General features: G+C 65.2%; 10 protein-coding genes. 3 read left to right on the forward strand and 7 right to left on the reverse strand.

Annotated features, from left to right (window positions below; translation table 11 throughout):
• Positions 1-79: 79 nt before the first annotated feature.
• Together MST27_RS07150 and MST27_RS07155 are read left to right on the forward strand one after the other, a co-directional pair.
• Positions 80-892 carry a DODA-type extradiol aromatic ring-opening family dioxygenase gene (locus MST27_RS07150; protein WP_243605311.1) on the forward strand — a complete coding sequence of 271 codons (813 nt, stop codon included), beginning with the start codon at positions 80-82 and terminating at the stop codon, positions 890-892.
• A 19-nt stretch (positions 893-911) separates the two neighbouring features.
• A complete protein-coding gene (locus MST27_RS07155) occupies positions 912-1,199 on the forward strand; it encodes a DUF2218 domain-containing protein (protein WP_243605312.1) in 288 nt (95 codons plus the stop codon).
• A gap of 270 nt (positions 1,200-1,469) precedes the next feature.
• Here MST27_RS07155 and MST27_RS07160 read toward each other — a convergent pair whose 3' ends face one another.
• The 7 genes from MST27_RS07160 to glgA all read right to left on the reverse strand — a co-directional run bounded on the left by MST27_RS07160 (position 1,470) and on the right by glgA (position 13,381).
• Positions 1,470-2,324: a M23 family metallopeptidase gene (locus MST27_RS07160; RefSeq protein ID WP_243605313.1), complete on the reverse strand. Its 855-nt coding sequence runs from the start codon at positions 2,322-2,324 to the stop codon at positions 1,470-1,472.
• 200 nt (positions 2,325-2,524) lie between these two features.
• A complete protein-coding gene (glgX, locus tag MST27_RS07165; protein WP_243605314.1) occupies positions 2,525-4,675 on the reverse strand; it encodes a glycogen debranching protein GlgX in 2,151 nt (716 codons plus the stop codon).
• A 105-nt stretch (positions 4,676-4,780) separates the two neighbouring features.
• Entirely contained in the window at positions 4,781-5,164 is a 384-nt protein-coding gene (locus MST27_RS07170; RefSeq protein WP_243605315.1) for a DUF2934 domain-containing protein, read from the reverse strand.
• A complete protein-coding gene (locus tag MST27_RS07175; protein ID WP_243605316.1) occupies positions 5,161-7,974 on the reverse strand; it encodes a malto-oligosyltrehalose synthase in 2,814 nt (937 codons plus the stop codon). Before MST27_RS07175 ends, MST27_RS07170 begins: the two co-directional genes overlap by 4 nt.
• Entirely contained in the window at positions 7,971-10,049 is a 2,079-nt protein-coding gene (gene malQ, locus MST27_RS07180; RefSeq protein ID WP_243605317.1) for a 4-alpha-glucanotransferase, read from the reverse strand. Before malQ ends, MST27_RS07175 begins: the two co-directional genes overlap by 4 nt.
• Positions 10,046-11,815 (reverse strand): malto-oligosyltrehalose trehalohydrolase, encoded by a 1,770-nt coding sequence (treZ, locus tag MST27_RS07185; protein WP_243605318.1) that lies wholly within the window; start codon positions 11,813-11,815, stop codon positions 10,046-10,048. Before treZ ends, malQ begins: the two co-directional genes overlap by 4 nt.
• Positions 11,816-11,827: 12 nt before the next feature.
• Positions 11,828-13,381 carry a glycogen synthase GlgA gene (glgA, locus tag MST27_RS07190; protein ID WP_243605319.1) on the reverse strand — a complete coding sequence of 518 codons (1,554 nt, stop codon included), beginning with the start codon at positions 13,379-13,381 and terminating at the stop codon, positions 11,828-11,830.
• 299 nt (positions 13,382-13,680) lie between these two features.
• Between glgA and MST27_RS07195 the strand changes: the two genes are divergently transcribed.
• Positions 13,681-14,181, forward strand: coding sequence for a CinA family protein (locus tag MST27_RS07195; RefSeq protein ID WP_243605320.1), 501 nt, complete (start codon positions 13,681-13,683; stop codon positions 14,179-14,181).
• The last annotated feature ends 53 nt before the right edge of the window (positions 14,182-14,234 follow it).

The following is a 14,234-nucleotide window of genomic DNA, read 5'->3' on the forward strand; positions in this document are numbered from 1 at the left end:
GCTGTAGTGGTGTTTTGGCGGTTTAAGGGCCGATGGAGTGTAATCCATACTGCCCGCTTACCCAGACAGGCAGCCTCCCATGAACGCTCCAAGCAACCGCATGCCCACACTCTTCGTGCCGCATGGTGCCGGCCCATGCTTCTTCATGGACTGGGACCCCGTGGACGCCTGGGACCGCATGCGCGCCTATCTCGAAAACATCGCCACGACCCTGCCGGAGCGTCCAGGCGCCATCCTTGTGATCTCCGGCCACTGGCTCGAAGCGAATGTCCGCGTGACGGCGCATCCGCATCCTTCGCTCATTTTCGATTACCACGGCTTTCCTGAGCATACCTACCGGCTCAGCTACCCGGCGCCGGGCGAACCGGTGCTGGCCGATACCGTCGTCGCGCTGCTACATGAGGCGGGAATCCCGGCCGAAGGCGACCCTGCACGGGGTATCGATCACGGCGTGTTCGTGCCGCTGAAGCTGATGTTTCCGGAGGCGGACATTCCAGTCGTGCAGCTTTCGCTGCGCCGCGACCTCGATGCCCAGGCTCATCTGGACCTTGGTCGTGCATTGGCGCCGTTGCGCGATCGGGGCGTGCTCATCATTGGCAGTGGCATGAGCTTCCATAACATGCGTGGGTACCGCGATCCGCGCTTCACGCCCATTTCGGAACAGTTCGACGCCTGGCTCGCCGACACCGTGACTTCGCCTGGAGCCGAGCGTGAAGCGGCCCTGCGCGACTGGGCGCAGGCCCCGTCCGCGCGCCTGTGTCACCCACCTCGCGCCGAGGAGCATCTGCTTCCGCTGCTCGTCGCGGCCGGTGCCGCGGGCGAAAGCACCGGACGTAGGACCTTTTCCGACCGTGTCATGGAAACGGCCCTGTCGGGCTTTCAGTTTGGCTAATCAACTCAGGAGGAGCGACATGCTCGAATCCAGCGTACAGATCACCACCACCGACCCGAGCCGGCTGATCCGCCGGCTCTGCAAACATTGGAGCCACAAGTTCGAGGTCACCTACGACGACCGGCACGGCAGCATTCCATTCGGCAGCGGTCATTGTGAGCTGAGGGCCGATGAGGGCCGCCTCACTGCCGAGGTCCGCGCCGAGGACCCGGCGCAGCTGGAGAAACTGGAGACGGTCGTCGCCGATCACCTCCAGCGCATGGCCGCCGATGAGACGTTCAGCTTCGACTGGAAGCGCCGTGCGTGAGTCAGTCGCGGGCGAATAAATTCGCCCCTACGGGGGCCCGGTTGCATAGCGGGTGGGGCGGACAAGGGCGGGTGGAGGATGCACGAGCAGCATCTCCGGCACTTGTGGCGGATGACCGCGGACAGGGTGGCCGCCCGACAATGTGCGGGGGTGGGCGAATAAATTCGCCCCTACAACGGCAACTGCCCAGCGAGCCGGCATGCAGCACGCAAGTGCATCCAGCGCGGCACGCCCTGTAGGGGCGAATTCATTCGCCCATCGTGCCCTCGGTCAATCGTTGCGGGCGAAGTTGGGCAGGGCGCTGACCGGTCGGGAGAAGCGGAAGGGGATGGACACCAGCGAATCGCCGTAGGCTTTCTGCACGACGAAATGCAGGTGAGGGCCGGTGCTGCGGCCGGTGTTGCCCGATTGGCCGAGCAGGCTGCCGGTCCTGACCGTCTGCCCCGGTTTGACCTTTACCGAGCCGCGCTTGAGGTGCAGGTAGGCGCTGTGGGTGCCGTCGGCATGTTCGATACGCACATAGTTGCCGGCCGGATTGGGCAGCCGGCCGCCCTGGCCGTCATGCACCTCGATCACCTTACCGTTGCGGGCTGCGACGATGGGGGTGCCGACCGGCATGGCGACGTCCACGGCGTAACGGCCCTTCGGCGAGTTGTGGCTGAAGTCGCCGCCGGCGCCCTGAGAAATATGGAAGGGGCCACCCGTCCAGGGCAGCGCGTAGGCGTAGCCGCCGACCGAACCGGCTTTGCCGGGCTCGGGCGAGTAGATCAGCGCATAGCTGAACGACTGTTGATACATCATCGGGTAGCTCCCCTGGCGCTTGCGCAGGGTCGCGACGCGCAAGCGTGTGCGTGCCGGTACCGTCTTGCGGATCACGCCGTTGCCGACGCCGGTGACGTTGACCAGGCGCGTCAGGCGCAGCACCACTTCTACCGGCACGTCCGTCTCGTTATTGACGTCCATGGCCTTGCCGCCGCGAATGGTGTTGACCATCAGCCTGACGTTGCCTGGCTTGCCAGCCGGCAGGGTCGCATTGGTGATGGTGCCGCCCGCCAGGCTCGGCGAGACGTTCAGGTAGCTGGCAATCAGCAGCGTAAAGGCGATGAGCAGCCGGGAAGCGCGCATAGGGTGTGATCCATCACGGAGGGACAACCTGCCTGCGGCTGGCAGGACGCATCCGTTGGGTTCGTGTGAGCCGCGTTGTTCATGGGTGCGAAGGGTCCGCACATGCCGATTTGGGACTGGCGCGCGCGGCGCGGGTTCCTACCGCACGTCGGTCAAGCCATCGGCCGGCGCGAACCGGGGTTCGCCGCCGGCCGGGACGGCTATTCCTCTTCCTTGATCAGCTCGAACAGCAGCAGCGACCGACCTGTGAGCACGTATTCGTCGTCAAAGTCGAAGCGTGCGGTGCGGGCGTTCGGATCGTTGGTGTCGATCAGCCGGTTCCAATAGATGCCTTGCGGCGACTCCGGCAGCTTGAAATTGACGACGTCGTGATGGGCGTTGACCACCAGCAGCAGGGTGGCGTCAGAGCCGGCCTTGCGAATACCGGTCGGTTGCGCGCGGCCATCGAGCAACATGCCCATGCAGCGGTTGTTGCCATCTTCCCAGTGATCGATCGTCATCTCTTCCCCATGGGGGGCGAGCCAGGTGACGTCCTTGACGCCCAGTTCTTCGTTGTAGGCGCCGACGAGGAAGCGACCACGGCGCAGCATCGGATAGCGCTGGCGCAGCCGGATCAGCTTGCGCACGAAGGCTTGCAGGGCACGGCTCTGCTCGGGAATGTCCCAGTTCACCCAGCCGATTTCGCTGTCCTGGCAGTAGGCGTTGTTATTGCCGTGCTGGGTACGCGCGAATTCGTCGCCAGCGACAATCATCGGCGTGCCCTGGGAGAAGAGCAGCGTGCCGAAGAAGTTGCGCATCTGGCGGAAGCGCAGCTCGTTGATCTCCGGATCGTCCGTCGGGCCTTCGACGCCGTGGTTCCAGGAAATGTTATTGCTGCTGCCGTCGCGGTTGTCCTCGTCGTTGTCCTCGTTGTGCTTGTCGTTGTAGGACACCAGGTCGTTCAGGGTGAAGCCGTCGTGCGCGGTGATGAAGTTGACCGAGCTGAACGGGCGTCGACCGCGTTGGTTGTAGAGGTCGCCAGAGCCGGTCAGGCGCGCGGCGAAATCCGGCAGCTGGTCGCTGTCGCCTTTCCAGAAGGCGCGGACGGTGTCGCGGTACTGGTCGTTCCATTCGGCCCAGCCCGGCGGGAAGCCACCGACCTGATAGCCGCCGGGGCCGCAATCCCAGGGCTCGGCAATGAGCTTGGTCTTGGCCAGCACCGGGTCCTGGCGACAGGCGACGAGGAAGCCATGGCGCTCGTCGAAGCCATAGTGCTCGCGGCCGAGAATGGTCGCCAGGTCGAAGCGGAAGCCGTCCACGTGCATTTCCGTGGCCCAGTAGCGCAGTGAGTCGGTGACCATCTGCAGCACGCAGGGGTGGCTCATGTCGAGCGTGTTGCCGGTGCCGGAGTCGTTGATGTAATAGCGCTTCTGGTCCGGCATCAGGCGGTAGTAGGAGGCATTGTCGATGCCGCGCATGGAGAGGGTCGGGCCCAGCTCGTTGCCTTCGGCGGTGTGGTTGTAGACCACGTCGAGAATGACTTCGAGATCCGCGTTGTGCAGGTGCGCGACCATTTCCTTGAATTCGCTGATCTTGCCGCTCGCCAGGTACTTCGGATGCGGCGCGAAGAAGGCGATGCTGTTGTAGCCCCAATAGTTGCTCATGCCTTTTTCGAGCAGGTGCTGGTCTTGGACGAAACCATGAATCGGCAGGAACTCGATCGACGAGACGCCAAGCTTGCGGATGTAGTCGATGACGTCCGGCGACTTGAACCCGGCGAAGGTGCCACGCATGTCTTCAGCCACCGACGGATGGCGCATGGTGAAACCCCGTACGTGGGTTTCGTAGATGATCGTCTGGTCCCAGGGCACCTGCACGGGGCGGTCATGCCCCCAGGTGAAGGCCGGATCGATGATCTTCGACTTCGGCACGAAGGGCGCACTGTCGCGCTCGTCGTAGCTGAGGTCCGCATCATGATGGCCGATGGTGTAGCCGAATAGCGCCTCGGACCACTTGAGCTCCCCGACCAGCTGTTTGGCATAAGGGTCGATGAGCAGCTTGTTCGGGTTGAAGCGGTGGCCGGCGTCCGGCTCGTAGGGGCCATACACGCGATAGCCGTAGATCTGGCCAGGGTGCGCATCCGGCAAGTAGCCATGCCAGATCTCGTCGGTGTACTCGGGCAGTTCGATGCGTTCGAGCTCGGTCTCGCCATCGGTATCGAACAGGCACAGCTCGACCTTGGTGGCATTGGCGGAGAAGATCGCAAAGTTGACGCCCAGCCCATCCCAGGTCGCCCCAAGCGGGAAGGGCTGGCCTTCACGAATCCGCGAAGGGATCAGGACGTGGGGCGCCGCAGGTTTTTTCTTGCTCATGACATCTCCAGTAGCAACGCGTGACTGAGGCTGCGCCGGTTTTGCGGACGCACGGTCGCGCCAGCTCCCGGAAGGAGCTGGAACAGCGGCCGATCCTCCTGTCGTTCAGGTTTCTTTCTTGGTGCGCGGGGCGCGGGCTTTCTTGACGCCGTCGGGTGTGCCTTCAGCCGCGTCGGTGCCGGCTTTGGCCTTGGATTTGGCGGTGCCCTTGGCGGCAGCTGACGCCTTGGCCGGCTTGACGTCCTTCGGCTCCTTGGCATCCTTGGCCGATTTGGCAGCGCGAGGCGCCTTGGTCGCAGGCGTCGCGTCGGTCGGCTTGGTGGCGGTCTTGCGGGCTCGACTGGCTGGCTTGGCGTCAGGCTTCGCCTTTTCCGCTTCTACCAGCTTGCGAGCCATTTCCCAATGACGCGCATCCTGGCCCTCCGGCCGTCCTTCCGATACCCAGATGTCATATGCGAATTCGCGGATGCGCTGCTCGTCGTTCGTCATCGTTCTGATTCTCCTGTTGAACTGATTGATAGCTGTAGAACCGCCAGGGGGAGGGGCTGCAAAACCTCTTCCATGTTCAGGACTGCTTGTCTGGCTCTGACTGTATTTGTGTCGAAAAGTCGCTCGAAGACATGACCGCTCAGCGCCTCGGGCAGGACCACACGGGTGTCCTTCCAGCGTTCGGCCGCAATCTGCGGCGTCGGCGAGTCGCCGAGCAGGGAGCTCGACAGCCGCGCCGCTACCACGATCAGCCAGTGCCCCTGCCACTCACGCGCGAAGGCGACCAGGTGTTCGGCCTGTTCGCCTTCGGCTTTCAGCGGTATGTAGCGACCCTCGGTGAACAGATGCGGCAGGGTGCGACGCAGCTTCAGCGTCCGCGTGATTAGCCATTGCTTGATGCGGCCATCCTTCCAGTGCTGGAGCAACTCGGCGGGCTGCGCGTCGGGATCGAGCTGCTGGCGGCGGCTGTCGTAATCGACCGGGCGACGGTTGTCCGGATCGACCAGGCTGAAATCCCAGTAATCCGCGCCCTGGTAAAGATCCGGCACGCCGGGGGTGGTCATGCGTAGCAGCGTCTGGACCAGGCTGTTGAGCGCGCCAGCGGGCGCCAGCTCGGCCGCGGCTGCGGCGATGTCCTCGCGCAGCGTCCTGGCCTGTTCGTCGAGCAACAATGCGCGCGTGTAGGCCTGACAGGCGCTTTCGTACTCGGCGTTGGGGTCGGTCCAGGTGGTGCGCAGTTTGGCTTCGCGCAGGGCTTTTTCCTGCCACTTGACGATGCGTTCGCAGTAGCGCTCGAGACCGGGTTTGTCATCGGGCGACAGCTCCAGCGGCCAGCTGCCCAGGAGGATTTGGTACAGCAACATCTCGTCGGCCGGCGAGGGCGCGGGTCCGTCCGGCAGGCTCTGGCGCAGCCCGTAGGCCAGCTGACGCCAGTGGCGGACCTTGCTGGCGTACCATTCGGCGCGTTCGCTGAGCACGGTCATGCGCGCCCGGGTGTCTTCGCCGCGCTTGTGGTCGTGGGTCGCGGTGGTCAGCAGATTGCGCGGAAAATGCTCGGCACGCGCGACGCATTCGGCGTGGAAGCTGTCGACCGAGGCGCTGAAGGTCTGCGGGTCGAAGCCGACGTCGTTGCGCGACAGCAGCGCGCCGGAGCGGTAGCAGGCCGTGTCTTCGACCGCCTTGGCGGCAGCGGGCGAGGTGAGCTGCTGGAAGCGCGTGCAGGCGTAACGACGCAGGCGCCGCGCAGGGCCCGGCGGCAGGGTGCGCAAACTCTGGCCGCCAAGCCAGCGGTCGAGGTGGTCGAGCAACGGCCAATCGGCTTCGCCCAATGTGGTCCGGGCGCCGGCCAGCGCCCGCTGGAAGAAGGGTTCGTCAGCCTCGCGGCGGCCATGTGCCCCGATATAGGTGCGGTAGACGGGAAAGTGCACGATCAATTCGAGCAGGGCGCGGCGAATCGCACCGAGGGTGATGTCGCGGGTCATGACGTCATAACGGGCGACTTGCAGCAGGGCCTGGGCGACGGTTTCGAAGTCGCCGGCCAGCGGCCCGGTCAGCACCAGTTGTCGCGCCAGGCGCACCTCTTCCATGAAATCGGCGGGGCGTTCGGTGGTTTCGCTCCAGAGCTCGCAGATCACCGTTTTGCCGGCGGGATCGTGCTGCAGCAGCGACACCTGGTTCATGAATTCGTAGCCGGTGGTGCCGTCCACGCCCCAGTCGTCGTGCAGGTGTTCGCCTTCGGCAAGGATCTTTTCGACGTAGATCGGCACGTGATCCTGGGCGGCCTCGGCGGGACGCGCGGCATTGAGCCGGTCGACACGGCGGCGCAGCCGACGACAGTAACCGCGCGGGTTGGCCAGGCCGTCGACATGGTCGATGCGCAGCCCGTCGACCAGCCCTTCGCTGATCAGCTCGAAGATCTTCGCGTGGGTTTCCTCGAACACGACAGGCCGTTCGACGCGCAGGCCGCCCAGTTCGTTGATATCGAAGAAGCGTCGCCAGTTGATGTCGTCACCCGCGGTGCGCCAGCTGGCCAGCCGGTAGTTCTGACGTTCCAGCAGGCCGTGCAGGCGCTTGAATCCCTCTTCGGTGGTGCCGTCGTAGTGCTGCAACGCGGCCTCCAGGGTCTGCCGCGTGGCGCTGTCTTCGAGCAGGCGAGCCAGGTCGGCGCGCAGCTCGCGTGCGGTCTGGTAGGGCGCCGGCGCCGTTTTCAACGCATCGAAATGCTGCGCCAGGCTGCGCAGCTCCGGGTGGTCGGTCAGCCGCAGGATCTCGCCGTAGCTGGGTGGCGTGATCGGGAAGCGATGTTCGTAGTGCTCGGCATGGAAGGCGCCGTTGTCGATGTCCAGGCGCAGCACGACGGTGCCTTGCTGCAGGGCCTCGCCATAATCGCTGCCGAGGAAGGGAACCAGCAGCTGGCCCTCGAGCAGCGGGTCCGGCGAATTCCATTGGATGTCGAAGAACTGCGCATAAGGGCTGCGCCGGCCCCATTCGAGCACGTCCAGCCACCAGGGGTTGCCCGAGCCGCCGACCGCCATGTGGTTGGAGACGATGTCCAGTATCAATCCCATGTTGCGCCCACGCAGCGCTTCTACGAAGCGGCGCAGTGCCGGTTCGCCGCCGAGCTCGGGGTTGATCCGGGTCGGATCGATCACGTCGTAGCCATGCATCGAGCCGGGGCGAGCGGTCAGCAGCGGCGAGGCGTACACGTGGCTGATGCCGAGGTCGGCAAAATAGTCGACCAGGCCCGTCGCGTCATCGAGGGTGAAGTCACGGTGAAATTGCAATCGCAGTGTGGCGCTGAGGTCTCTCATCGAGCATGTTTTCCAATGGACTGTTTACGCGCGTCAGCAAGGATGGCCAGGCGTCGCGCGCAAGCGGGCGGGTCGAGCAGTGACGCGCTGTCGGCCGGGTATCGACGGCGCCAGTTCGGGTGCGTATCGACGATGCCCGGCAGGTTCGGCTGTTCGAGCAGGCACAGGGCATCCTCGACCGGGAAGAGCACGAGCGGAGCGGGCGTACGGCCAAGGAATGCCGCGCAGGCATCGGCCAGTACCTCGGGGTCGTGGAGGTCGCCGTCGATTTCCGCTGCGTGTTTTCGCAGAAGATGCAGCAGGCCCTTGCGCTCGCGCTCACGCTCGTCCAGCTGCTGCGGCCGCTCGTGTTCCTGGTGTTGGCCGACGCGGATGCGCCAGTCGATGTCGTGCGCCTGCCACCAGCCGTTGATGGTCGGCAGGTCGTGTGTCGTGGAGGTGCCAATGGCGCTGGCCGGCCACTCGTGCGGCTCCTTGAAGGTGCCGTTGTGGTCGCGCTCGAAAAACAGCACGCGCATGCCGAGCAGGCCGCGCGCCGCCAGCTTGTCGCGCAAGCCTTCGGGTACGGTGCCAAGGTCTTCGCCCAGGACCACCGCATTGCGCCGCCAGGCCTCCAGCGACAGCAGGCGCAGCAGGTCGTCGAAGGGGTAGTTCAGGTAAGCGCCTTCCTTGGGGCCGGCGCCGGCAGGCACGACCCACAGGCGCATCAGCCCCATCACATGGTCGATGCGCATGCCGCCCGCGTGGGCCAGGTTGGCGCGGACCATTTCGATGAAGGCACGGTAACCATGGGCCTTCAGGCCCCAGGGTGAAAAGGCGGAAATGCCCCAACTCTGACCCTGGCGGTTGATGATGTCCGGCGGGGCACCGACGCTGACCGAGGCGAGCACCTCGTCCTGACGGCTCCAGGCCTGGCTGCCGCCACCATCGGCACCGACCGCAAGGTCGCTGATCAGGCCGATCTTCATCCCGGCGCTGCGCGCAGCGGTCTGGGCGCGTTCCAGGCCGCGGGCGATGAGCCACTGGCAAAAGGCGTAATAGCTCACCTCATCGGCGTGCTCGGCGGCGAAGCGCTCGACCTCGGGGCTGTCGGGGGTGCGGTATTGCGCCGGCCAGTCCCGCCAGTGCTGCGGGTGGCCGTCAGCGCTGAGCAGGGCGGCGTGCAAAGCTTCGAAACGGCAATGGTTTTCCAGCGCCTCGCCGCCGGCTTCGCGGAAGCTGTCGAAATCGGCCTGCTGCGCGTTGCCACCCTTGGAGAAATCCTCGAACAGCGCCCGAAGCAGGCATTGGCGGGTACGGGACACGGCGTCCCAATCGATCAACTCCAGCGCCTCGAGGCGCTCGAGCTCATCGGCCAGCCCGCAGGCATCGACGGCCATGCGCATCGCCTTCTCGCCGAGGATCGTTTCCGGCGCGCTGTGCAGGATGTTGAAGAACAGCCGGCTGGAGGGCGAGTAGGGGCTGTACTGGCCGCTGTTGCCGGTGAACATCGCATGCAGTGGGCTGATGCCCAGCGCGTCGGCGCCATGGGCGGCAGCGTTGCGCGCCAATGCTTCGAGCGCCTGGGTGTCGCCCAGACCACCATCGCCACGCCGGCGCAGCCCGTAGACCTGCACGGTCAGCCCCCAGGCATTCGGGCCGGCGACATCCTCCACGCTTGGGCAGGCCGGCGGGGCGACCGCGACGGTAAGACGATGACCAGCCACTTCCAGGCGGTGATAGCCCGGCGTTTCGATGGGGGCGAGGCGCGCCTGGCCGTCGAGCTCGCCTTCGAGATGGTTACCATCTTCCAGTTGCAGGCTGTAGCGCGTGCCGGGCTCGACGTGGCCGGCGAGGTCCAGCATCGCGTCGTGGTCGACCGTCAGCATGGGCGGGATGCCGCCGTCGCCATTAGCGGCTTCGAGCGTAGCCAGGCTCTGCTCGACGTCGGCGTCCGTGTCGGCATTTAGCCCCAGGCCCTTGAGCACGGCGCGCAGGGTATCGGGCGCTACGCGTTGGTCACGCCCGTCGGCGTCCACCCAGTCGATGGACAGGCCCGCCGCCTCGGCCAGGCGGTTCAGTCGTTCATCGCTCATACGGCATCTCCAGCGTCATCCAGGTACATCCGCGCGGTGCGCGCCGGCAATGCCTTCGCATCGCCTCCGTCGCGGCTGCTGTACAGCAGACGGCCCCCGGCGGCAGGCGTCGCCAAGTCGGTCTTGCCGAGATTGAGTTCCAGGCGCAGCACGGCGCCGTCAGCCATCTGCCAGCGGGCACGGGCGGCCGCTTCGCCGAGCGTTTCGGCGCCCAGGAAACGTGAGCCCTCCAGGCGCGGCACGATCTCGGCGTGGCGGATGTTCAAAAGCGTTCGGTAGAGGCCGAGCCACTCGGCGTGCCCGGCCGTTTCACGCTTGCTGAAGTCGGGCCTGGATGCCTCGAAGGTGGCAGCATCGTTCGGGTCGGGGATGCGTTCGCGGGTGTGCTCGTCAGCAAACTCGGCGAACTCTGCGAATTCGCCGCGGCGGCCCTCGCGCACCGCGTCGGCCAGTTCACCATGGTGGCTGGTGAAGAAGAGGAAGGGTTCGCGCGCGCCCCATTCCTCGCCCATAAACAACAGCGGGACCATCGGCGAGAGGAGCAGGACGGTGGTGGCCGCTCGCAGCGCGTCGGCGTCCGCGAGGTTGATCAGGCGATCCCCGAAGGCGCGGTTGCCGGTCTGGTCGTGGTTCTGCAGGAACAACACGAAGGCGGTCGGCGACAGATGCCCGCTCGGCTCGCCGCGCGATTCGCCGCGCCGGTTCTCGTGGCCCTGATAGATGAAGCCTTCACCCAGAAAGCGCACCAGCTTGCTGGTCGCGTCGCTGTGGTAGTCGGCGTAGTAGCCCTGACGTTCGTCGGTCAACAAGGTATGCAGGACGTTATGGCCGTCGTCGTTCCATTGTGCAGTGAAGCCCTGGGTGAGCAGGCTGGCGCGGTTGTCCTCGTTCTCCAGGACCAGATGAACATGGCGGCCCGGCTCGGTTTCAGCCCGCACGCGTTCGGCCAGCTCGGTGAGAAAGCTGCGATCGGGAATGGCATGCACCGCATCCATCCGCAGGCCGTCGAAGCGGTACTCCATCAGCCACATCAGCGCGTTGTCGATGAAGAAGTCGCGGACCTCGGGGCGCCGGAAGTCGATGGCGTCGCCCCAGGGGGTTTGCTGGTCGTGCCGGAAGAAGTGCTTGGCGTAGCGCCCCAGGTAATTGCCGTCGGGGCCGAAGTGGTTGTAGACCACATCGATGAACACCATCAGCCCCAGCCCGTGAGCGGTATCGATGAGGTGCTTGAGTTCGTCGGGGCTGCCGTAGCTCGCCTCGGGGGCATAGGGCAGTACGCCGTCGTAGCCCCAATTGCGGTCGCCAGGAAATTCGGCCAGCGGCATCAGCTCGATGGCCGTGACGCCGAGATCCGCCAGCGCCTGGAGCCGCTGCTCGATGCCGGCGTAGCCGCCATAGGCGCCCACATGGAGCTCATAGAGCACGGTTTCGTGCCAGGGCCGGCCGCGCCAGTCCGCATGACGCCAGCGGTAGCGTTCCGGGTCGACCACTAGGCTTGGCCCGTGGACGTCGCTTGCCTGGGCCCGGGAGGCCGGGTCAGGCACCTTCAACTCGTCGTCGATGAGGAACTGGTAGCCGGTGCCCGCCGGGGCAGTCGCCTCGGCGAAGTACCATCCTTCGTCCTCAGGCTGCATCGGTAGCGTTTCGCCACCTTCGATTACCAGGTTGACGCGTTGCGCGTCCGGGGCCCAGAGCCTGAACCGGGTACGGGAATCATCGAGTAGTACCGGTCCGTGTCGCCCTGTGCGGGCAGGCCTGTTTTGCATTGATCGACCTCGTCATATAGTGGCTGTGACCTCTCGCCGTCCGCCCAGCAACTGCTGGTACAACCGGTCATAAGGTTCGATCGCGTGGCTCCAGAAAAATCCCCCGCTCATCGCACGACAACGCATCGCGTTGAGCAACTGCGGCTTCTGATGCACGGCCAACGCCCGTTCGACCGCACGCCGGTAGCTCTCCACCGTTGCGTCGTCGAAAAGAAAACCGGTCACGCCGTCGTCGATGCTGTCGGCCAGACCACCGGTGCGGTGGGCAATGGGTAGGGAGGCAAAGCGCTGTGCGTACATCTGGCTCAAGCCGCAGGGCTCGTAGCGCGACGGCATCAGCAGGAAGTCGCTGCCGCCGAACAGGCGCCGGGCGTCGGTTTCGTTGAAGCCGATATGCGCACCGACACGGCCTGGAAAGCGCTCGGCCAGGCGCCGGACCTGGTCTTCGATCAGCGGCTCGCCGCGGCCAAGGATCGCCAGTTGCCCACCGCGCTCGACGATGGTTTCGGCCACGGCGATGGTCAGGTCGATGCCTTTCTGATGCACCAGACGCGACACCACGGAAAACAGCGGGCCGTCGCCTTCATCCAGGCCGAACAGCTGCCGCACGTGGGCGGCATTGGCACGCTTGCCGGCCCAGTCATGCGGGCCAAACGGGCTGATGAGGTGTTGGCAGCTCTGCGGCTCCCAGCTCTCGTCGATGCCGTTCAGCAAGCCGCTGAGCAAGCCCTGGCGCGCCTTGAGGCTGAGGAAGCCCTCCATGCCGCAGCCAAAGGCGGGCGTGGTGATCTCGTGGGCATAGGTGGCGCTGACGGTGGTGATGCGGTTGGCGTAGGCGATGCCGGCCTTGAGCAGCGAAAGGGCACCGTAGAACTCCATCCGCTCGGGGCCGCAGCCTTCCATCGGAATGCCCAGCGCACGGCGCTGGCTCATGTCGATGTTGCCCTGGTAGGCAAGGTTGTGAATGGTGAAGACGCTCGGCGTCGTCAGGCCACGCCAGTGCATATAGGCCGGCGCCAGCCCGGTTGGCCAGTCGTGGGCATGCACCAGATCCGGTGTCCAGCGGATGCCGGCGGTGCAGGCGGCGATGTCGGCGGCGACCATGCACAGCCGGGCGAAGCGCACCGGGTTGTCCGGCCAGTCGTTGCCATGCTCGTCGCCGTATGGCAGCCCGTCTCGCTCGTAGAGTTCAGGGCAGATCACCACGTAGATGATCAGCCCGTCAGGCATGTCGAGCCGGCCGACCTTGCAGGCGGGCAGGTCGCCGTGGGACATGACGCTGCCAACGATGCGGATCGGCTCACCGCACTGCATCACCTGCGTGTAGCCCGGGATCAGTACGCGTACGTCGTGGCGGGCGGCCAGCGCGCGCGGTAGCGCGGCGGACACGTCGGCGAGGCCACCGGTCTTGACCAGGTCGGTCAATTCCGAGGTGACAAAGAGGATTTTCTTTTTATCGTCCTGCGTGCTGCGAAGCTGCAGCACGGGGCGTTCCACAGGCGCGCCCAGGCGTTGAAGCGGGTTCAGGCGGCTAAGCGGCCGGGTGTTGACAGCTGCGATACTCATAGCACTTCTCCCCAATGACCGGCCCCCTGGCCAGGTCAGTTACGAGCACATTTCTCCCACACAGCCCTCATCGGAGCGCTGCAAAACCATGAGCACGGCAAAGTGTGAAAACGTTCTTGGAGACCGCGGGAGCCGCGGCGTAGAGCTGCGTTGGCCCTACCTTGAAAGAAGACCGGGGGGCTGTGAATAAGTTCTCACTTTCCGCCGGAAGGAAGTGGCCGGGAACTTTGCGATTTGGGGTTCGCTCCCAAACCTGACCAGACAGATACGTTCTTAGGGCGTGAGCCGGAGCAAAGCCAATGCAAGACCTTGCTGAAATCGTGCGGTTTCTGAGTGACAAGCAGATGAAATTGACCACTGCCGAATCCTGCACCTGTGGCCTGATGGCCTCGTTGTTGGGCGACATCCCGGGCTGTGGCCAGGTGCTCGACAGCGGGTTCGTCGTCTATTCACCCAAGGCGAAGAACCGGCTGCTGCATGTGAGCTTCGAAACCATCGAAACCTTCGGCCTGACCAGCGAGGAAGTGGCTACCGAAATGGCCATCGGTGCGCTGAATGCCAGCGTCGCCGACATCGCCATCGCCAACACGGGGGTCGCCGACGACAATGAAGAGGACGAAGGCGGTACCCAGTGCTATGCCTTTGCGCTGATGCAAGGTGAACGCCAGGTCAGCCTCAGCGAGACGGTTCAGTTCGAGGGCGATCGGGTCTCGATCCGCAAGCAGGCGGCGAGATACGGGCTAGAGCAGTTGCCGGCCAAGTACGAGCAACTGCGCCGCAAGCTGCAGGAGAAGGCGTGAGGTGACGTCCTCGCTCGGGTGCACCGAAACCCCGCAGCCGCGCGTTGCCGGTG

This window comes from Stutzerimonas marianensis (assembly GCF_022810315.1).
GTDB lineage: Bacteria > Pseudomonadota > Gammaproteobacteria > Pseudomonadales > Pseudomonadaceae > Stutzerimonas > Stutzerimonas marianensis.